The organism is Bradyrhizobium sp. USDA 4354 (genome assembly GCF_054060315.1).
The window spans coordinates 5,697,620-5,715,975 of the sequence record NZ_JBSSDC010000001.1; the positions used below are offsets into that span (position 1 = coordinate 5,697,620).

The window sequence follows — 18,356 nt, forward strand, 5'->3', positions numbered from 1 at the left end:
TAGAAAACCTGCCGAAGAGAACTCAACGCCGATTGGCGAGCGGAACGACGTTGTGCAACGTTTCGATGCCGCTTTCAAGGAAGCGGCGCACGCCGCGCGCGGCCTGCCTGATCCGTTGCTCGTTTTCCACCATGGCGATGCGGACATATCCTTCACCATGCTCGCCGAAGCCGACGCCGGGCGAGACCGCAACGCCGGATTTCTCCACCATCAGGGTCGCGAATTGCATGCTGCCGACGCTGCGGAAGGCTTCCGGCAGCGGCACCCAGGCGAACATCGAGGCCTCCGGCGGCGGGATCTCCCAGCCGGCACGGCCGAACGATTCCACCAGCGCGTCGCGGCGCTTGCGGTAGGTGTCGCGCATCTCCTTGATGCAATCGTCCGGGCCGTTCAGCGCGGCGGTCGCCGCGACCTGGACCGGCGTGAACGCACCGTAATCGAGGTAGGATTTGACGCGGGCGAGCGCCGCGATCACGCGCTCACTGCCGACCGCAAAGCCCATGCGCCAGCCGGCCATCGAATAGGTCTTCGACATCGAGGTGAATTCGACCGTGACGTCCATCGCGCCCGGCACCTGCAGCACCGAGGGCGGCGGGTTGCTCTCGTCGAAATAGACCTCGGCATAAGCGAGATCGGACAGGATCAGGATCTCGTGCTTCTTCGCGAAGGCGACGAGGTCCTTGTAGAAATCGAGGCTCGCGACATAGGCGGTCGGGTTCGAGGGATAGCAGACGACGAGCGCCAGCGGCTTGGGAATCGAGTGGATGATCGCCCGCTCCGCCGCCTCGAAGAACTGCGGCGTCGGCTCCGATGGCACCGAGCGGATCACGCCGCCCGCCATCAAAAAGCCGAAGGCGTGAATCGGGTAGCTCGGGTTCGGGCAGAGGATGACATCGCCGGGCGCGGTGATCGCCTGCGCCACGTTGGCAAAACCTTCCTTCGAGCCCAGCGTCGCCACCACCTGGGTGTCGGGGTTGAGCTTCACGCCGAAGCGACGGGCGTAGTAGGCGGCCTGGGCCCTGCGCAGCCCGGGGATGCCGCGCGAGGCCGAGTAGCGGTCGGTGCGCGGCTTGCCGAGCGTCTCCTTCAACTTCTCCAGCACATGCTGCGGAGCCGGCAGGTCCGGATTGCCCATGCCGAGGTCGATGATGTCGGCGCCGGCATTCCGCGCAGCCGCCTTGGCCCGGTTGACCTGCTCGAACACGTAAGGCGGAAGGCGGCGAATGCGGTAAAATTCTTCCATGGCTCTCTGGGCTCCGGGCAACCGGTCAGGACAGAATCGACAGGCCACGAGGGGCCATTCCAAAAGGCGCTCAGTCTCATCGCGAAAATTACTCAAAATCAAATACTTAGAGCAATCGTCGACGACGAAGACTGAAGTCGTTCGCCCTGACTCTTGGCTGAACCGAGGTCTTTTAGCACGGCAAAGCGGAGGCGCCAGCGATTACCTTGCCAGCCTCACGTCGCAAGGCCTACTTCGCGTCCTTGGCGGCAACAGCCTGGCGATCGCGCACGGCGGCGAGCTCGGCCTCAATCTTGGCGCGCTGCTCGGGCGGGATGGTCGCCTGATCGCGATCCGGCGGCAGGTCATGCACCGGCAGATAGCTACCGGGCTCCCTGGCATGCGGCTGCGCATCCGCGGGCGTCAGATCCGCAAGCTGGCTCGAGCAGCCGCCAATGGCGAGCGCCGCGATCAGCAGCGCGCCGCAAATCGGCAGCGTCTTTTGCAGGTCCCATAACGCCAACACTCGGGAAATCCCCTACTCGTCCCAAAGCACGGCCCCGGGCAACCTTACCCAAGACCACGCCCAAGCTCAAACCATTGCTGCCCAAATGGCGTGAGCGAGAAAAACAGCCAATGCCCAACAAGCCGAGCGGTGCGGCCCGATTGTGACGGAACCAAGAAGATTTGTCGCAGTGCAACACATCTTCGAGAGTGTTTAACGTCAAACATGCGAGCTTCGCGGTGACGAATACGGAATGAATCGTTACTGTTCTGCTCATGAGTATGGCCACGACCGACACGCCGAAACCCGAGACGAAGTTCGATGCGGAAGCCTTCGCGATGAATGTCGCGCGGGCGATGGAGAGCGGCGGCAAGGCGCTCGCCGCTTACCTCAAGCCGCGCGAGAGCGGCGAGGTGCAGGATCGCCCGCCGGCTGAGCTTGCCGAGGTCGTCAAGACCTTCACGTCGGTCGCCGAATATTGGCTGTCGGATACGTCGCGCTCCTCCGATCTCCAGACCAAGCTCGCCAAGGACTATCTCGACCTCTGGGGTTCGGCGGTGCGGCGCATGGCCGGTCAGGACGCCCAGCCCGCAATCGCACCCTCGCCGCGCGACAAGCGCTTTGCCGATCCGGAATGGAAGTCGAACCAGTTCTTCGATTTCGTCATGCAGCTCTATCTGCTTACGACCAAATGGGCGCAGGAGCTGGTGCGCGACGCCGAAGGGCTCGATCCGCAGACGCGCCGCAAGGCCGAGTTCTACGTCCAGCAGGTCACCAACGCGCTCTCGCCATCGAACTTCGTGCTGACCAATCCCGAGGTGCTGCGCGAGACGGTGGCATCCAGCGGCGAGAACCTCGCGCGCGGCCTGACGATGCTGGCCGAGGACATCGCGGCCGGCAGAGGCATGCTGAAGATCCGCCAATCCAATCCGGACAATCTCGTCGTCGGCGTCAACATGGCGACGACGCCGGGCAAGGTGATCTACCAGAACGAGATGATGCAGCTGATCCAGTATTCGCCGACCACGGAGAAGGTGCTGCGCACCCCGCTCCTGATCGTGCCGCCCTGGATCAACAAGTTCTACATCCTCGATCTCAAGCCGGATAAATCCTACATCAAGTGGTGCGTCGACCAGGGCATCACCGTGTTCGTGATCTCATGGGTCAATCCCGACAAGCGGCTCGGCAACAAGAGCTGGGAAGACTACATGAAGGAAGGCCCGCTCACGGCGATGGACGTGATCGAGAAAGTCACCGGCGAGATGAAGGTGCACACCGCCGGCTATTGCGTCGGCGGCACCATGCTCGCGACCACGCTGGCCTGGCTCGCCGAGAAGCGCCGTCAGCGCGTGTCGTCCGCGACGTTCTTCGCCGCCCAGGTCGACTTCACCCATGCCGGCGATCTCCTCGTCTTCGTCGACGAGGAGCAGATCGCAGCGCTCGAGCAGGACATGAAGGCCGCCGGCGTGCTCGAAGGCTCGAAGATGGCGATGGCCTTCAACATGCTGCGCTCCAACGATCTGATCTGGTCCTATGTCGTCAGCAACTATCTGAAGGGCCAGCAGCCGAGCGCGTTCGACCTGTTGCACTGGAACTCCGACGCCACACGCATGACCGCGGCCAACCATTCCTATTACTTGCGCAATTGCTATCTGGAGAACCGGCTCTCCACCGGCACGATGGTGCTCGACAACACCCTGCTCGATCTCTCCAAGGTCAAGGTGCCCGTCTACAATCTCGCCACCCGCGAGGACCACATCGCGCCCGCCGAATCGGTGCTGTACGGCTCGCAGTTCTTCGGCGGTCCAGTGAAGTACGTCCTGTCCGGCTCGGGCCACATCGCGGGCGTGGTCAATCCGCCCGCCTCGAACAAGTACCAGTACTGGACCAACGACAACATCAAGGACGTCAATATCGCGCAGTGGATGAAGGGCGCCGTGGAGTACAAGGGCTCGTGGTGGCCGGACTGGCGGCAATGGCTGGGCGCGCTCGATCCCGAGGAGGTCCCGGCGCGCAGCGTAGGCAGCGAAACATTCCCACCGATCGAGGACGCACCCGGCAGCTATGTCAGAGTTCGCGCATAGCGGAATGTCCCGCGCTTTCGTATAGACTCGCCTCAATCCAGCGACGACACAGGGGACCGGCACTATGACACGCGAATTGTTCTGGCTGACACTGACGGTGATCCTGACGGGGGTTCTCTGGATTCCCTACATCATCAACCGATGCCAGGTTCGCGGGTTGAGCGGCGCCATGGCCAACCCATCGCGCAACGACAAGCCGCAGGCGGAATGGGCGAACCGGCTGATGTTCGCGCATGACAACGCGGTCGAGAATCTCGTGATCTTCGCGCCGCTGGTGCTGATCCTGAACGCGATCGACTATTCCACGAAATGGACCGTGCTCGCCTGCGCCGTTTATTTCTGGTCGCGCGTCGCACATCTCATCGTCTATGCGATGGGAATTCCGGTGTTCCGCACGCTGGCCTTCACCGTCGGCTTCCTCGCCCAGGCCGTGCTGGCGCTGGCGATCTTCGGGGTGGTTTGAACGCGCCCGGATGCGGGCTCATGCCTAGCGAATCCAGCCGGGACTTTCTCCGCTTTCAGGATCTCGATGCGGACACGATCCTGTCTATTGTTGCGCGCGCGCAGGTGCTCGCGACCGCATGGACCGACCGCGCCATGCCGCAGAGCCTCGCCGGCAAACGCGTGGCCGTTATCGTCGATGATGGTGGCTGGCGGAATACGACCGCATTCGATCTCGGCGTGAGAGCCATGGGAGGCATCTCGGTACAGCCTCCGCTCAGGTTCAATGTCCATGAGACTACGGCTGATCTCGCCAAGTATCTCGACAACTGGTTCGACATCCTGATCGTGCGCACCCGGGAATTGTCGACCTTGCACGAGCTTGCAGCGCACGCCACCGTCCCAGTGATTAACGCCAGAACGCGATCAAATCACCCCTGCGAGACGCTCGGCGATCTCGCCTATGTCAACGACAAGCGCGGATCGCTGGAGGGCCTGAAGGTTGTCGGTGTCGCTCCAGACGCCAACATTCTGCGGTCTTGGGTCGAAGCTTCGATCTCGCTGCCGATCCAGGTGACCCAGATCTATCCCGAAGACTGGCACATCAGGGATATCGCTTGTCCGAACTTCGCCCCGAGCACCAGTCTTGACAGCTTGCTCGATGCGGATGTGATCATCACGGATTGCTGGCCCGATGGCGGGCGGGCGGATCAACTCCTTCCATACCAGATATCGGCGCCCCTCCTCGACAGATGCCGTCGTGACGTCATTTTCCTGCCCTGCCCGCCCGCGACCAGAGGCAAGGAGGTTAGCGCCACCGCGATGACCCATCCTGCATGTCAGAGCACGGCCGCGAAGGCTTTCCTGCTCCACGCGCAAAACGCCCTGCTGGAATGGGTCGCCGCATAGCTGGCGCTGGCGATACCGGTTCGGCGGCCCGGTCATCGCGAAGTACTGAGGTCTCGTGTCCCGGACGCGCGAAGCGCGAGCCGGGACCCGGAAAGCCGCAAACCAAGCAGGAAGCATGGGCCCCGGCTCTGCAGCGCATCACCGAAGAGGTGCTGCGCTGCGTCCGGGGCGCGTCGTCGTGCCTGCCCTACTCCTCAGGCAGGCCCAGCATCAGCCGCATGTTCTGCACGGCTGCGCCGGATGCACCCTTGCCGAGATTATCGAGCCGGGCCACCAGCAACGCCTGGTGATATTTGTCGCTGGCGAAGACGTAGAGCTCGAGCATGTTGGTCTCGTTGAGCGCCTCCGGCTCGAGCCGGCCGCCCTTGGTCGCCTCGTTCTGCAGCGGCATCACCTGGACATATTTCGAGCCGGCGTAACGCTTTGCCAGCGCAGCCTGGAGATCGGCACCGCCGGGCTTGCCCGGCAGCGTGTCAAGCTGGAGCGGCACCGAGACCAGCATACCCTGCCGGTAGTTGCCGACCGATGGAATGAAGATCGGCCGCCGCGTCAGGTTGGAATAGTGCTGCATCTCCGGCAGGTGCTTGTGCTCGAAGCCGAGGCCATAGAGCTCGAAGGACGGCGCGCTGCCGTCTTCAAAGCTTGCGATCATCGACTTGCCGCCGCCGGAATAGCCGCTCACCGCGTTGACGGTGACGGGATAGTCAGACGGCAGCAGGCCGGCATCGACGATCGGCCGCAGCAGCGCGATCGCGCCGGTCGGATAACAACCGGGATTGGAGACCTTCTTCGCCGCCTTGATCTTGCCGGCCTGGTCCGGCGTCAGCTCGGGAAAGCCGTAGGCCCAGTCCGGCGCGATCCGGTAGGCGGTCGAGGCGTCCAGCACTTTCGGCGCAGACGTGCCCATGCTGTCGACGAGCGCAACGGTTTCCTTTGCGGCATCGTCCGGCAGGCAGAGGATGACGAGGTCCACCTCTTCCATCAGCGCTTTCTTGGCCGCGGGGTCCTTGCGCTTGTCATCGGCAATGGTCTTCACCGAGACGTCGCTCTGAAGCTTCAGCCGCTCGTTGATGCCGAGGCCGGTGGTGCCGGAGCCGCCATCGACGAAGACGGTGGCGGGCTTTTTGGCCGCGCTGGCGGTCGGGGCTTTCATGGTCTCAGCGAGGCCGGTTTCAGAAAGGCTCATGGCGCGCTCCTTTCGAGCATGTTCGTATCGTCTGCGAAAACCTGTTCTGCGAAGGCTTGTTCTGCGAAGGCTTGCGGCCTGGCCTGCCGCATCAATTGGGAGATCTGCTTGGCGTCGGCATCGCCGGCGCTGAGCGCATTGGCGATCGCGACATAGTCGGCGTCGGATTTGTGCTGGTTCAGCTTGAAGCTGCCTTCGACCTCCTCAACCGTCATGACCAGCCCCACGATCGCCTTCTTCATCGTCTCGAGCCGGCCCGCCGTCATCTTGCCTGATGTCCACGGCTTCTTCGGTAACAGCCAGCTCTCGAACTTGTTGCTGAGCGTGTCGAGCTGCACCGACAGCTCGTCCTCCGACATCAGCCGCACCGGTCCGCTCAGATGCACCGATTGGTAGAGCCAGGTCGGCACCTGATCCGGCGAGACGTACCAGTCCGGCGATACATAGGCATCGGGACCGTTGACCGCGAGCAGCCAGGACGCAGCGCCGTCCGCGAGCTTTAGCAGCGGATTGTGACGGGCGAGATGAAAGGCGGCCTGCGGCGTGCCGTCCGCGGCATAGGTCAGGTAGAACGGCAATGGCGAGGCAATGGGCTTGTGGCCGTCAAAGGCGCACATGGTCCCGAAGCCGCGCTCTTCGGCGAATTTCAGGCTCGCGGCGCGGTCCTGCTTGAAAAAGGGTGGCGTGTACATCGTGGTCTCCTGCTGGGCCTCCTTGGGGGCCGCCGGATCAGATCGCGCTGACAGGAGAGAGGATGCCGCGGATCGGGTCCAGCGGCAAAGACGATGATCTCAAACGCGATCGACCGCCCAAACCGCTAAGCTGCGGCGGCGGCGACGGGCGAACAGGATGGTCGCGGCGTTGATCATGGCGCGCGGCTATAAGGCCAGCGGGTTCCAGGGTCAAGTCCAAATCGGTCGGCGGCATGCCGGGCCGACGCCACGATGCCGCACGGGTGACGGCAAGCATGCCGCACGGGTGTCATCGGGTTGCAGCGGAATTTCCATTAAGCATGGGGGTTCCCGAGAATGACCGGCGGGCCACAACTTCGCCGGGTCCGCGCCTTTCGCAACCCAGCCTCAGGACATCGCCATGACCGAGATCACCCGTCGCGCAACGCTGGCCGGCGCCGCCGCCTCGGCGCTCCTGCCTTTCGTGAAGACCTCGCCCGCGAGCGCCGCCGCTCCCCCGGCGACCGCGCAGAATGCGAGCTTCTACCGCTACAATGTCGGCACCCATCAGGTCACGGTGGTCTGCGACGGCGTTGCCACCGTCAATTTGACCGACAATTACGCCGCTGGTGCCAGCAAGGACGACATCAACAAGGTCTTCGCCGAACACCACCTGCCGACCGACAAGGTCACCCACACGTTCAACCCCGTGGTCATCAACACCGGACCGAAGCTCGTCGTCATCGACACCGGTCTTGGCCCCGACCAGTTCACGCAGACCAAGGGCAAGGTCGGCCAGTTCCACAACAACCTCGCGGCCGCCAGTATCGACCGCGCGGGCGGTCGACACCGTCATCATCTCCCACTTCCATGGCGACCACATCAACGGCCTGCTGGCAGCCGAGAACAAGCCCGCCTTCCCCAATGCCGAGATCATGGTGCCGGCGGTGGAATGGAAGTTCTGGATGGACGACGGCGAGATGAGCAAGGGGATGGGCAATCCGATCCTTGAGGGCAATTTCAAGAACATCCGCCGCGTATTCGACGCGCTCGGTCGCAAGGTGACGCAATACGAGGCCGGCAAGGAGGTCGCGCCCGGCATCACGTCGGTAGCGAGCCCCGGCCACACGCCAGGCCACAATTCCTTCATCGTCGCCTCCGGCGCGGAGAAGGTGCTGGTGCAGGTCGATATCACCGCAGGCGCGGCATTCCTGTTCGTGAAGCATCCCGAGTGGAACATCGCCTCCGACGTCGACAAGCCGCTCGCCCAGCAGACCCGACGCAAGCTCTACGACATGGCGATTGCCGAGAAGATGCCGATCCAGGCCTTCCACGCCGCCTTCCCCGGCTCGTCCGCGTCGAAAAGGAAAAGGACGGCTCCGGCTATCGCTGGATACCCTCGATCTGGAACGCCTCGCTGTAGGCTTCGCCTTGAGCCCTGACCGGGCGGCCCAGCTGCCCGGTCAGAACATCCGCCAGATCCATTCCATGATCTTGGCGAGCACGTCGCCGAACAGCAGGAGCACGGCCGACCAGATCAGGGCCGAGACGAAGTTGGCGGCCTGGAAGCTCCAATAGGGCATTTCGAAGATCCCGGCCGCGAGCGGCACGGAGGCGCGCAAGGGGCCGAAGAAGCGGCCGATGAAGATGCTGGGTATCCCCCAGCTGCGCACGAAGGCCTCGCCCCTGGGCAGCAGATCCGGGTAGCGCGAGAGCGGCCACATCTGCGCGACGTGCTCCTTGTAGCGGTAGCCGAACCAGTAGGAGACCCAATCGCCCAGCGCCGCGCCGAGGCCGCCGGCGATCCAGACCGGAAAGAAGCTGATGCCGCTGGCCCCGATCAGCGCTCCGATGGCCACCAGCGCGCCCCAGGCCGGGACCACGAGCGAGATGAACGCAAGCGACTCCCCGAAGGCGAGCAGGAACACGATTGGCGCCGCCCAAGCCTGGTGAACGCGCACGAAGTCAGCGAGGGCGTGCGCAAACTGCTCCATCCAAAATTGCCTTCCCGCCCCGTCTCAAGGTGCTGCTCGATGAAAAGGACTGGTAAGCCAAGGACTTGTGTGACATCAAGTCACAAAACCCGACATAGCTAAGGCCGCGACGTCAAATTGGCGGGAATTAGCGGGCCTGCGGCGTAAAATCGCCGGGATTGGCTCCCAACCCACAGCGCCCGGCCCGCCCTACGGTAACCTTTCCAAGTCAGAAGTGGCATAGTCGGCCGAACCGATTCGCCGCTATGCGGCCCTCAAAACGCATCAAGATATATGTCCAAGCAGTTGAAACCCAAAGCGAAAGACGATTTTTTCGGCGGCGACGAGCCGAAATCCCGCGCCGCCAAGACGGCGCCGCGCGGAAGCGGCGGGGAAGCCGACTACACGGCAGCCGACATCGAGGTGCTCGAAGGGCTTGAACCGGTACGGCGCCGGCCCGGCATGTATATCGGCGGCACCGACGAGAAGGCGCTGCATCACCTGTTCGCAGAAGTCATCGACAACTCGATGGACGAGGCGCTGGCTGGCCATGCGACCTTCATCGAGGTCGATTTGAGCGCGGACGGGTTCCTGACCGTCACCGACAACGGCCGCGGCATCCCGATCGATCCGCACCCGAAATTCCCCAAGAAGTCGGCGCTCGAAGTCATCATGTGCACGCTGCATTCGGGCGGCAAGTTCGACAGCAAGGTCTATGAGACCTCGGGCGGCCTGCACGGCGTCGGCATCTCCGTGGTGAACGCCCTCTCCTCGCGTCTCGAGGTCGAAGTCGCGCGCAGCCAGAAACTCTACCGCATGACGTTCGAGCGCGGCCACCCGAAGGGCAAGCTCGAAGACCTCGGCAAGATCAGCAACCGCCGCGGCACGCGCGTGCGCTTCAAGCCCGACACCGACATCTTCGGGCTTAAGGCCGCGTTCAAGCCGCAGCGCCTGTTCAAGATGACGCGCTCGAAGGCGTATCTGTTCGGCGGCGTCGAGATTCGCTGGAACTGCGCGCCCGAGCTGCTCAAGGGCATCGAGGACGTGCCGGCCGAAGCCACGTTCCACTTCCCCGGCGGCCTCAAGGATTATCTCGCCGCGGCAATCCACGCCGACGCGCTGGTGCATCCCGACATCTTCTCCGGCAAGTCGGGGCGCAACGGCGCGCACGGCGCCTGCGAATGGGCGGTGGCCTGGACCGCGGATGCCGACGGCTTTCTCTCCTCCTACACCAATACGGTGCCGACGCCGGACGGCGGCACACACGAATCCGGCCTGCGCAGCGCGCTGCTGCGCGGCCTGAAGGATCACGCTGAGCGCGTCGGCCAGGGCAAGCGCGCCGCCTCCGTCACTTCCGAAGACGTGATGGTGGGAGCGGCCGTGATGCTGTCGGTGTTCGTGCGCGAGCCCGAATTCCAGGGCCAGACCAAGGACCGCCTCGCCACCGCCGAAGCGCAGCGCATCGTCGAGCAGGCGATGAAGGATCCGTTCGACCATTGGCTGTCGGGCAATCCGAACATGGCCAACCGGCTGCTCGACTTCGTCATCGACCGCGCCGAGGAACGGCTGCGGCGGCGGCAAGAGAAGGAGACCGCGCGGAAAACTGCCGGCAAGAAGCTGCGCCTGCCCGGCAAGCTCGCCGACTGCACCGACGCCGGCACCGAAGGCTCAGAGCTGTTCATCGTCGAGGGCGACTCGGCCGGCGGCAGCGCCAAGCAGGCGCGCGACCGCAAGACCCAGGCCGTGCTGCCGCTGCGCGGCAAGATCCTCAACGTCGCTTCCGCCGGCAAGGACAAGCTGACGGCGAACGCCCAGCTCTCCGACCTCGTACAGGCGATCGGCTGCGGCACGCTCGCGCATTATCGCGAAGAAGATCTGCGCTATCAGCGCATCATCATCATGACCGACGCCGACGTCGACGGCGCCCACATCGCCTCGCTGCTGATCACCTTCTTCTACCGTCAGATGCCGCGGTTGATCGACGAAGGCCACCTCTTCCTCGCCGTGCCGCCGCTCTACAAGCTGACCCACGGCTCCAAGTCGGTCTACGCCCGCGACGACGCCCACAAGGAGGCGCTGCTCAAGAGCGCGTTCAACGTCAACGCCAAGGTCGAGGTGAACCGCTTCAAAGGTCTCGGCGAGATGATGCCGGCGCAGCTCAAGGAGACCACCATGGATCCGAGCAAGCGGACGCTGCTCAAGGTGGTGCTGCTCGCCGACGACCGCGACACCACGGCCGATTCGGTGGAGCGCCTGATGGGCACCAAGGCCGAGGCGCGCTTCGCGTTCATCTCCGACAAGGCCGAATTTGCCAGCGAGGAGCTGCTCGACGTCTGAGCTGCAGCCAGGCTGGCCGCGTTCCGAGACAGCCCCGGCCTCAAGCCGGGGCCGTTTCGTTTGAGGTGACGACCGCATCTTCCGGCAATCTTGCCGGGCGAGCCGCCGGTGTTTCGTTGATTCCCGCAACCGTCGCATGACGACTCGGCCATCGACTCACAGATGCCGAGGCCGAGGCAGGATTGCCTCCATTTCGGACAAAGCCGAATTTGCTAACGAAAGGTTACCCGAAATCAAAAACCTAGAATTTCGCTCAATGTATTGAAATATCGAAGTTATCTTCGACTCGCGCGATCGCGCTCGAAATACAACCGCACCGGCGTTTTCCGGCGACTGTGCCTGCCCGGCAACAGCATTTCGACGAGAACCGTCTATAGTTCGGGCATCAGATGACACGGACTTCAGTGCGCTCGCGCCTACAGACCAAGGTTGGGGATTTTAACATGAAGAAGATTTTGCTCGCTCTGACCGCGGTCGCGGCGATGACCGGTTCGGCCTCGGCGGCCGACCTCGCGGCCCGTCCTTATGTGAAGGCGCCGATGCCGGCGCCCGTCGCCAACTGGACCGGCTTCTACATCTTCGGCGGCGCCGGCGGCGGCGTTTGGGATGCGGACACTCACACCAACTTCGTTGGCGTTCCCGTGACGATCGATCAGCGCGTCGGCGGTGACGGCTGGTTCGGAACGGTCGGTCTCGGCTACGACTGGCAGTTCAGCGGCACCTGGGTGGCCGGCGTGTTCGCCGACGGTCAGTTCGGCAGCCTGCGCGGCAGCATCAACGATGAATTCGCTGCGCTGACCGGCCGCATCAAGATGCAGGACGCTTGGGCCGCGGGTGTTCGCCTCGGCTATCTGGTTGCTCCGAACGTTCTCTCCTACGTCAATGCCGGTTACTCCGGATCGCACTGGTCGGGCGCTACCTTGACCAACCTCGCCGGGACGGCTTCGGGCTTCCACACCGACTCGTTCAACCGCAATGGCTGGTTCGTCGGCGGTGGCGTCGAGAACAACCTGAACATCTTCGGCATCACGGCGCCGGGCTGGTTCATGAAGACCGAATATCGTGCTGCCTACTACGATCGCAAGGATATTGCCGTCCGCACCGACGTCGGCAACGTCGCGACCACCGACTCGATCAGCTTCAAGCCCTTGGTGCAGACCATCAGCACCTCGCTGGTCTACCGCTTCAACTGGACCGGTCCGGTCGTCGCGAAGTACTGATCTGATCTCGCGATCAAACGTCAAAGCCCCGGCATCGCCGGGGCTTTTTCGTTTTGGGCAGGGCGATCAATGCTCGCCGGCAATGCCTTGTATGCCGAGCCCGGTTTCGCCCGCCGTCTATCGGTACTGATCGCCAAGCGGCGAATTGCTTTCAAAGGACGCGCTCCCTCCCCGCCATCACCTTGCGCCGGTGCCGCCATTGTATCGACACCGAAGCTGCGGTTACTGTGCGCCCAAGCTTTCGCAGCGCCGGCGATCCTTCATCGTCGCGCACGACAGAAGCGGACCGATGGGAGGAATGCATGCGCAGATTTCTGCTTGTGGCAGGCCTGTTTGCAACTGCCCTCGGGCTGCTCTGGATCGGACAGGGTACGGGCACCGTTCCATGGCCGCGATCGAGCTTCATGGTCAACCAGTGGGCCGGCTATGGCGCAGCAATGGCGGGCTGGTGCTGATCTGGCAGAGCAACCGATAGAAGAAACCAGGGAATACAAACATGACATCCAGCCGGTTCGATCTCCGCGGCAAGGTCGCGATCGTCACGGGAGGCAATGGCGGCATCGGGCTCGGCATGGCGCGCGGCCTTGCCGATGCCGGCGCCGACATCGCCGTGGTCGGACGCAACGAGACCAAGTCCGCGCAAGCGGTCGCCGATCTCAGGCAGCGCGGCGTGAAGGCAATTGCCGTCGCGACCGACGTCACCGACAAGGCGGCCGTCGCGGCCATGATCGAGCGCGTCGTCAAGGAGCTCGGCCGCATCGACATCCTCGTCAACAATGCCGGCATGAGCATCCGCAAGCCGCCGCACGAGCTCGAGCTCGACGAGTGGAACAAGGTGATCGACACCAACCTCACCAGCGCCTTCGTGTGCTCGAAGCTGGCTTACCCGGCGCTGAAGGCGTCCGGCAACGGCAAGGTGATCAATATCGGCTCGATGATGTCGATCTTCGGCGCGAGCTTCGCCACCGCCTATGCAGCGAGCAAGGGGGGCATCGTGCAGTACACCCGCGCCTGCGCCAATGCCTGGGCGCCCGACAACATCCAGGTCAACGCCATCCTGCCGGGCTGGATCGACACCGATCTCACCCGCGGCGCGCGGCAGCAGGTCTCGGGGCTGCACGAGCGCGTGCTGGCGCGCACGCCCGCGGGCCGTTGGGGCGACATCGACGACTTCGCCGGCATCGCCGTATTCCTCGCCTCGCCCGCGTCGAACTTCGTCACGGGCACCGCGATCCCCGTCGATGGCGGATTCTCGGTAATGGCCTGAGACCGGGCCTGCACCACAACACTGCACGCAAAAAAAGCCCCGGTGGAAACCGGGGCTTTTGAAATTTTGGCAGTGCTCTTTTTTGATCGTTGGTCGCGTTGCGTCGACGTGCTCAGTAACGGGCGATGGTCGGGGCGTCGAACTTGTAGCTCGCACGCACCACGGCCCACTGGATGTCGCGCGGCTTGGCATCGAAGATGTAATTGCCCGCCGTGCCGCCAAGCTGATAGGTCTGGCTGCCGAAGGCCGCGTAATTGTATTCGAGACCGACGATCCAGTTGCGGGTGATGCCGTATTCCCAGCCGGCGCCGACGGTCCAGCCATTGGCCCAGTGAGTTTGTCCGCCCGTACCCGTCACAACGGGGTCGGTGACCGAGAGCCGGTTGTTGACCCCCGCGTAGCCACCCTTGATGTAGAACAGGTTGTTCTGCACGGCAAAGCCGGCACGGCCGACGACCGTCGCCAGCACATTGGCACGCCAGGAGAACACATCGTTCGCCGGGGGGAACGCGGTGTTGACGACCGTACCCTTGTTGTCGAGGCCGGAGATCGTGCCTTCCACGCCGAACACGTAGTTGTTGGCCTGCCAGTTGTAGCCGATCTGCGCGCCGCCCATGACGCCCGAGTTGCGCTGACGATAGCCCTCGCCCGGGAGCAAATCGCCGAACGCCGCACCTGTGCCGTTGTTGATGAACTGCTCGTTGGTCCACGCGCCGCCGATGTGGCCGCCGACATAGAAGCCGGTCCAGGTGAACAGCGGCTCGACATAGGCGGGCGCCTTGGTGTAGCGCGCACCGAGATCGGCGGCGGAGGCCGCGCCGGTCGAAACCAGAGCCGTCGTGCAGGCGAAGGCGGCAATCAATTTATTACGCATGGCATACCCCGTGTCCTTTGATGGGCGCACGGTCACAGACGGCCCTTACTAAAATTGAAATCAACACGGTTAACGTGGCGGTTGGGCACGCACTGCGCCGTGAATCCGTTGGCGCTGTTGCCGGCGCGCAACGCATCGCCCGCGATTTCGCGCGGCGTTATCCCTACCGAAGTCCTACGCTACGATCCCGGCGCGGACGGCGAATGCACGTGCTCGGGCCGCACGCCGAGCGCGATCAGCCGCGCCGGAATGCCCTGCAGCCACGGCAGCGCGGTGATGAGGCGTACGACCAGCGGCACCTTCAGCGGTCGATCGCCGCTCTGCAAGGCGCCGCTGATGATGTTGTTCTGCACGATCACCTGCATTGCTTGTGTCATCTTCACCGGAAACTCGCGGCGACGGCGCACTGCATCGAGCTCGTGCTCGGACGGGCAGCCATGTTGCAGCTTGTCCGCCAGCAGGTTCGCGGTCGCGACCGCGTCCTGCACGGCGAGATTGACGCCGACGCCGCCGACCGGCGACATCGCATGCGCGGCATCGCCGATGCACAAGAGGCCCGGCTGCGTCCAGCGCCTCAGGCGGTTGATCGCGACGGTGAGCAGCTTGATATCGTCGAAGCTCTTCACCTCGGCGATGCCGGATCGAAGGATCGGCGCCATGCGCACGACGTCGTCGAGCAGCACCGATAATCCCCTCGCCTTCACCGCCTCGTGCTGTCCCTTGGCGATGACATAGGCGCATTGCCAATAGTCGCCGCGATCGAAGGTGATCATCATCTTGCCGGGCTCGACCCGCGCGAACACGCTCTCCGTCTCATCGGGTTTGCGGCCGGCGCGGAACCAGAGCACGTCCATCGGCGCGCCGATCTCCTCGACCGCAAGGCCGGCGCGCTCGCGCACCGTCGAGTGCCGGCCGTCGCAGGCAATGGTGAGATCAGCCTCGATATCGATGAAGCCGTCAGGCGTCTTCGCCCGCACGCCGGCGACCGTCTCGCCGCGGCGGATCAGATCCACCGCCTCCGTGCTCATCATCACCTTGAGCGAGGCAAAGCGCCGGCCGGCCTCCCGCAGGAAATTCAGGAAATCCCATTGCGGCATGAAGGCGATGAAGGGGTACTTCGTGTGGAGCCGGCTAAGATCGGCGATGCGCACCGGCGTGCCGCCGAACAGGCCGTCCATTTTCTGCAAGCGTTGGTGCGGCAGCTTTAGGAAGCCGTCGATCAGGCCGAGCTCGTCCATCACCTGAAGCGTCGAGGGATGCACGGTATCGCCGCGGAAGTCGCGGAAGAAATCCGCATGCTTCTCCAGCACCACGACCTCGATGCCGGCGCGTCCCAGGAGATAGCCGAGCATCATGCCCGCCGGCCCGCCGCCGACGATGCAGCAACGGACTTTCATGAACCTGTTGGATTGTTGGTCGGAGGTCATTTGCCGCCGCGATCCGCGATGTGAGTATCGATCAAGCTATGCCGGACGATACTAGCGCGATTCAGGCCGCAGGCGGTCTCAATTTGCAAGCAAGAGCCCGCCGCGGCCGGTTTGCGGCGGTAAGCAAGCGCCCGACAAAACAGGCCCGCAGAACGCGGGCCTCGCCTGAAAGGGGCCCAGATTATTTCTGGTCCTCGTTGCTGGTCCCGGTGCCCGGACTGCCGATCGGCAACCCGTTGGGTGCGTGACCGACGCCCATGTTTCGCTCGGCTTGCGCTGCTGTCGGCGTCTTGGCGTTCGCGGTCGGGGGCTGAACATTCCGATTAGGTTGGCCGACGTTGGTGTTGACGTTGGCTCCCGTGGTGGTGTCATGCGTTCCCATCCCGGAGGGAGCCGACGGCCCGGAGTTGGCGCTGCTGGATGACGAGCCCACTCCGACACCTGAGCTGGCCGCAGATCCCGCGCTGGCGCCACCGGTACCCGTGCCGGCGCCTGCCGCCGCACCTGCGCCCGCACCACTGCCGCCTCCGGCACCACCGCCGCCTTGGGCAAAGGCCGCCGTCGAAAGTGCGGCACAAGCGATGGTCACGAGGATGGCTTTGCGGATCATGGATCGTCTCCCTGGTTTGACAGACAATCCAGGTGACTAGGAGTTGTTCCGTCGCCCGCTCATCACACCGCAGCCGACAACGAAGACATCAATTGTTACTCCGGTTCGCGCTGCGAAAGCTCTTGATCTCCGAGACGCTGCCGTCGCGATAGGTCAGCTCCACAGAGACGGACTTCGTGCTTGGCGCGAGCTTCATGTAGAGCGGCATGCCGGCGCTGACTGCGCTGGGGTCGCGCATGTCGCAAGGCGGCATCTTCAGCACCTGGTTGGGCACGGCGGTGTCGATGCCGATGCGCACCTCGCGGATGGCGCAGCGATAGGACACGAGGTGGGTGTAGTAGACCAGGAGTCCGTTGAACTCGCGAAACGACAGCCAGCTCGTCGCGGTCATGTCGAGGATCTTGCGCTGGTCGCGGATCAGCGCGGCCTCGGGATCGAACCGGATCGGGAACGGCCCCTGCATGTCGCCGGACTGATCGACATAGCGGACCTCGATGGTGCCGGCCTGCGCATCAGGTGGCAGTTCGATCGACGGGTTCGGCATCCGCTTGCGCGTGCGCGGATCGAGCGTGTCGATGAAGCCGGTTTCGCGGAAATCGCCATTGCCGGCCATGCGCCAGGAAATGCCGAGCGTCGGGTCGGCAAAGGAGAACGTCACGCTCCAGCCGCCATTGTGCCGCGAGAAGCTCGCGATCGGCGCGTTGAGGGTCTCCTCCTTGGGCATCTGCGGCACGGATACCGGCGGCAGCGCCGCGAGCTTCTGCGGCGGCGGCTCGTCGGAGCGCATGGCTGCATCCTTGGCGAGGCCGCTGAGGAAGACGTCGTCGACCATCTGGTCGAAATACACCGGCACCTGCCTGTGCTTCACGGTGTCGGCCATCTCACTGACGGCACGGCGGGTGCGCTGCGCCACCTGCACGAGGTTCTCGCCGGGCTTGAGCAGCTCCCTGGCGAAGGTGCGCGTGAACACCGAATTGGGATTGGCGTCGTCGTTGGACAGGCGATCGAGCGCAGTCTGGCGAGGTCCTGCCGAGAACACCGAGAACACGCCCTCGGGCAGCTGCGTCATCGGCGCGAGCCCGCCGGCGCCGGCGACTGCGCGCGTGCCCTTGCGCTCGAAAGGATTGTTGCGGCAGGCGTCGAACACCAGGATGGAGGTCCGCGCCTTCTTGTTCTGCAGGCGCTCGACGATGCGGTCGGCCAGGATCGAGGCATCGCGCACCAGCTCTTCCTGCCCTTCCGTCGCCGCCGGCACGTCGGTCGGCAACAGGTAATTCTGGCCGGCGATCTCGAAACCGTGGCCGGCGTAGAAGAAGAATGCGGTGTCGCCGGGCTCGATCGCCTTGTCGAACGCGAGCAGCGTCTCGGAGAATTGCAGCCGGTTCTGGTTCTCGGCGACCATCACCGAAAAGCCGAGCTGCTTCAGCGTATCGCCCATGGTGCGGGCGTCGTTGACCGCCTTGAGCAGCTTCGGCACGTTCCTATAGTCGTTGTTGCCGACGACCAGCGCGACGCGCTTCTCGGCATAAGCGGGAGCTGCGAAGCCGCTCAGGCCCGCCGCGAGGCCAAGGGCCGCCAGAATTCTGAAAAGCCGACGCGTCATCGCAAAATTTCCCGTTGCCGAACGGCC

General features: G+C 64.0%; 18 protein-coding genes. 9 read left to right on the plus strand and 9 right to left on the minus strand.

The features are described from left to right. Window positions 1–22: 22 nt before the first annotated feature. The gene (locus ACVIIV_RS26530) at window positions 23–1,243 is read right to left on the minus strand and encodes an LL-diaminopimelate aminotransferase (RefSeq protein ID WP_456746778.1); all 1,221 of its coding nucleotides are present in this window, start codon (window positions 1,241–1,243) and stop codon (window positions 23–25) included. A 229-nt stretch (window positions 1,244–1,472) separates the two neighbouring features. Beyond that, complete coding sequence (locus ACVIIV_RS26535; RefSeq protein ID WP_456746779.1) at window positions 1,473–1,748, minus strand: hypothetical protein; 276 nt, start codon at window positions 1,746–1,748, stop codon at window positions 1,473–1,475. 254 nt (window positions 1,749–2,002) lie between these two features. Between ACVIIV_RS26535 and ACVIIV_RS26540 the strand changes: the two genes are divergently transcribed. From ACVIIV_RS26540 to ACVIIV_RS26550, 3 genes are all read left to right on the plus strand, one after another. Further along, window positions 2,003–3,811 carry a PHA/PHB synthase family protein gene (locus tag ACVIIV_RS26540; RefSeq protein WP_456746780.1) on the plus strand — a complete coding sequence of 603 codons (1,809 nt, stop codon included), beginning with the start codon at window positions 2,003–2,005 and terminating at the stop codon, window positions 3,809–3,811. Between the two features lie 64 nt (window positions 3,812–3,875). Then, window positions 3,876–4,274: an MAPEG family protein gene (locus tag ACVIIV_RS26545; RefSeq protein WP_456746781.1), complete on the plus strand. Its 399-nt coding sequence runs from the start codon at window positions 3,876–3,878 to the stop codon at window positions 4,272–4,274. Between the two features lie 20 nt (window positions 4,275–4,294). Beyond that, on the plus strand, window positions 4,295–5,161 hold the full coding sequence (locus ACVIIV_RS26550; RefSeq protein WP_456748832.1) for an ornithine carbamoyltransferase: 867 nt from the start codon (window positions 4,295–4,297) through the stop codon (window positions 5,159–5,161). Window positions 5,162–5,348: 187 nt separating this feature from the next. Here the strand turns inward: ACVIIV_RS26550 and argC are convergent, their stop codons facing one another. Beyond that, window positions 5,349–6,347: an N-acetyl-gamma-glutamyl-phosphate reductase gene (gene argC / locus ACVIIV_RS26555; protein ID WP_456746782.1), complete on the minus strand. Its 999-nt coding sequence runs from the start codon at window positions 6,345–6,347 to the stop codon at window positions 5,349–5,351. Next, window positions 6,344–7,039 carry an FMN-binding negative transcriptional regulator gene (locus tag ACVIIV_RS26560; protein WP_456746783.1) on the minus strand — a complete coding sequence of 232 codons (696 nt, stop codon included), beginning with the start codon at window positions 7,037–7,039 and terminating at the stop codon, window positions 6,344–6,346. Before ACVIIV_RS26560 ends, argC begins: the two co-directional genes overlap by 4 nt. Window positions 7,040–7,439: 400 nt before the next feature. Between ACVIIV_RS26560 and ACVIIV_RS26565 the strand changes: the two genes are divergently transcribed. Further along, complete coding sequence (locus ACVIIV_RS26565) at window positions 7,440–8,030, plus strand: hypothetical protein (protein WP_456746784.1); 591 nt, start codon at window positions 7,440–7,442, stop codon at window positions 8,028–8,030. Next, window positions 7,912–8,460 (plus strand): hypothetical protein, encoded by a 549-nt coding sequence (locus ACVIIV_RS26570; protein ID WP_456748833.1) that lies wholly within the window; start codon window positions 7,912–7,914, stop codon window positions 8,458–8,460. Before ACVIIV_RS26565 ends, ACVIIV_RS26570 begins: the two co-directional genes overlap by 119 nt. A 21-nt stretch (window positions 8,461–8,481) precedes the next feature. Here the strand turns inward: ACVIIV_RS26570 and ACVIIV_RS26575 are convergent, their stop codons facing one another. Continuing rightward, on the minus strand, window positions 8,482–9,012 hold the full coding sequence (locus ACVIIV_RS26575; protein WP_456746785.1) for a DedA family protein: 531 nt from the start codon (window positions 9,010–9,012) through the stop codon (window positions 8,482–8,484). A 273-nt stretch (window positions 9,013–9,285) separates the two neighbouring features. Here ACVIIV_RS26575 and parE point away from each other — a divergent pair, with 273 nt between their 5' ends. From parE to ACVIIV_RS26595, 4 genes are all read left to right on the plus strand, one after another. Further along, window positions 9,286–11,328: a DNA topoisomerase IV subunit B gene (gene parE, locus ACVIIV_RS26580; RefSeq protein ID WP_456746786.1), complete on the plus strand. Its 2,043-nt coding sequence runs from the start codon at window positions 9,286–9,288 to the stop codon at window positions 11,326–11,328. Between the two features lie 443 nt (window positions 11,329–11,771). Then, window positions 11,772–12,548 carry an outer membrane protein gene (locus ACVIIV_RS26585; RefSeq protein ID WP_456746787.1) on the plus strand — a complete coding sequence of 259 codons (777 nt, stop codon included), beginning with the start codon at window positions 11,772–11,774 and terminating at the stop codon, window positions 12,546–12,548. A gap of 302 nt (window positions 12,549–12,850) precedes the next feature. Further along, complete coding sequence (locus tag ACVIIV_RS26590) at window positions 12,851–13,003, plus strand: hypothetical protein (protein ID WP_456748935.1); 153 nt, start codon at window positions 12,851–12,853, stop codon at window positions 13,001–13,003. Window positions 13,004–13,044: 41 nt separating this feature from the next. Then, on the plus strand, window positions 13,045–13,815 hold the full coding sequence (locus ACVIIV_RS26595) for an SDR family NAD(P)-dependent oxidoreductase (protein WP_456746788.1): 771 nt from the start codon (window positions 13,045–13,047) through the stop codon (window positions 13,813–13,815). 112 nt (window positions 13,816–13,927) lie between these two features. On the opposite strand, the gene ACVIIV_RS26600 is transcribed toward ACVIIV_RS26595, so the two are convergent. The 4 genes from ACVIIV_RS26600 to ACVIIV_RS26615 all read right to left on the minus strand — a co-directional run bounded on the left by ACVIIV_RS26600 (window position 13,928) and on the right by ACVIIV_RS26615 (window position 18,329). Beyond that, the gene (locus ACVIIV_RS26600; protein WP_456746789.1) at window positions 13,928–14,689 is read right to left on the minus strand and encodes an outer membrane protein; all 762 of its coding nucleotides are present in this window, start codon (window positions 14,687–14,689) and stop codon (window positions 13,928–13,930) included. A 179-nt stretch (window positions 14,690–14,868) separates the two neighbouring features. Further along, on the minus strand, window positions 14,869–16,116 hold the full coding sequence (locus ACVIIV_RS26605) for an FAD-dependent oxidoreductase (protein WP_456746790.1): 1,248 nt from the start codon (window positions 16,114–16,116) through the stop codon (window positions 14,869–14,871). Between the two features lie 181 nt (window positions 16,117–16,297). After that, window positions 16,298–16,726 (minus strand): hypothetical protein, encoded by a 429-nt coding sequence (locus ACVIIV_RS26610; protein WP_456746791.1) that lies wholly within the window; start codon window positions 16,724–16,726, stop codon window positions 16,298–16,300. Between the two features lie 88 nt (window positions 16,727–16,814). Next, complete coding sequence (locus ACVIIV_RS26615; protein WP_456746792.1) at window positions 16,815–18,329, minus strand: caspase family protein; 1,515 nt, start codon at window positions 18,327–18,329, stop codon at window positions 16,815–16,817. Window positions 18,330–18,356 lie beyond the last annotated feature (27 nt).

What these genes read in the sequence shown, in the direction of transcription:
- ACVIIV_RS26560 (WP_456746783.1), bottom strand. Translation starts at nt 7,039, where the DNA reads ATGTACACGCCACCCTTTTTCAAGCAGGACCGCGCCGCGAGCCTGAAA.
- parE (WP_456746786.1), top strand. Translation starts at nt 9,286, where the DNA reads ATGTCCAAGCAGTTGAAACCCAAAGCGAAAGACGATTTTTTCGGCGGC.
- ACVIIV_RS26550 (WP_456748832.1), top strand. Translation starts at nt 4,295, where the DNA reads ATGCCTAGCGAATCCAGCCGGGACTTTCTCCGCTTTCAGGATCTCGAT.
- ACVIIV_RS26615 (WP_456746792.1), bottom strand. Translation starts at nt 18,329, where the DNA reads ATGACGCGTCGGCTTTTCAGAATTCTGGCGGCCCTTGGCCTCGCGGCG.
- ACVIIV_RS26540 (WP_456746780.1), top strand. Translation starts at nt 2,003, where the DNA reads ATGAGTATGGCCACGACCGACACGCCGAAACCCGAGACGAAGTTCGAT.
- ACVIIV_RS26575 (WP_456746785.1), bottom strand. Translation starts at nt 9,012, where the DNA reads ATGGAGCAGTTTGCGCACGCCCTCGCTGACTTCGTGCGCGTTCACCAG.
- argC (WP_456746782.1), bottom strand. Translation starts at nt 6,347, where the DNA reads ATGAGCCTTTCTGAAACCGGCCTCGCTGAGACCATGAAAGCCCCGACC.
- ACVIIV_RS26600 (WP_456746789.1), bottom strand. Translation starts at nt 14,689, where the DNA reads ATGCGTAATAAATTGATTGCCGCCTTCGCCTGCACGACGGCTCTGGTT.
- ACVIIV_RS26595 (WP_456746788.1), top strand. Translation starts at nt 13,045, where the DNA reads ATGACATCCAGCCGGTTCGATCTCCGCGGCAAGGTCGCGATCGTCACG.
- ACVIIV_RS26590 (WP_456748935.1), top strand. Translation starts at nt 12,851, where the DNA reads ATGCGCAGATTTCTGCTTGTGGCAGGCCTGTTTGCAACTGCCCTCGGG.
- ACVIIV_RS26585 (WP_456746787.1), top strand. Translation starts at nt 11,772, where the DNA reads ATGAAGAAGATTTTGCTCGCTCTGACCGCGGTCGCGGCGATGACCGGT.
- ACVIIV_RS26605 (WP_456746790.1), bottom strand. Translation starts at nt 16,116, where the DNA reads ATGACCTCCGACCAACAATCCAACAGGTTCATGAAAGTCCGTTGCTGC.
- ACVIIV_RS26610 (WP_456746791.1), bottom strand. Translation starts at nt 16,726, where the DNA reads ATGATCCGCAAAGCCATCCTCGTGACCATCGCTTGTGCCGCACTTTCG.
- ACVIIV_RS26545 (WP_456746781.1), top strand. Translation starts at nt 3,876, where the DNA reads ATGACACGCGAATTGTTCTGGCTGACACTGACGGTGATCCTGACGGGG.
- ACVIIV_RS26530 (WP_456746778.1), bottom strand. Translation starts at nt 1,243, where the DNA reads ATGGAAGAATTTTACCGCATTCGCCGCCTTCCGCCTTACGTGTTCGAG.
- ACVIIV_RS26565 (WP_456746784.1), top strand. Translation starts at nt 7,440, where the DNA reads ATGACCGAGATCACCCGTCGCGCAACGCTGGCCGGCGCCGCCGCCTCG.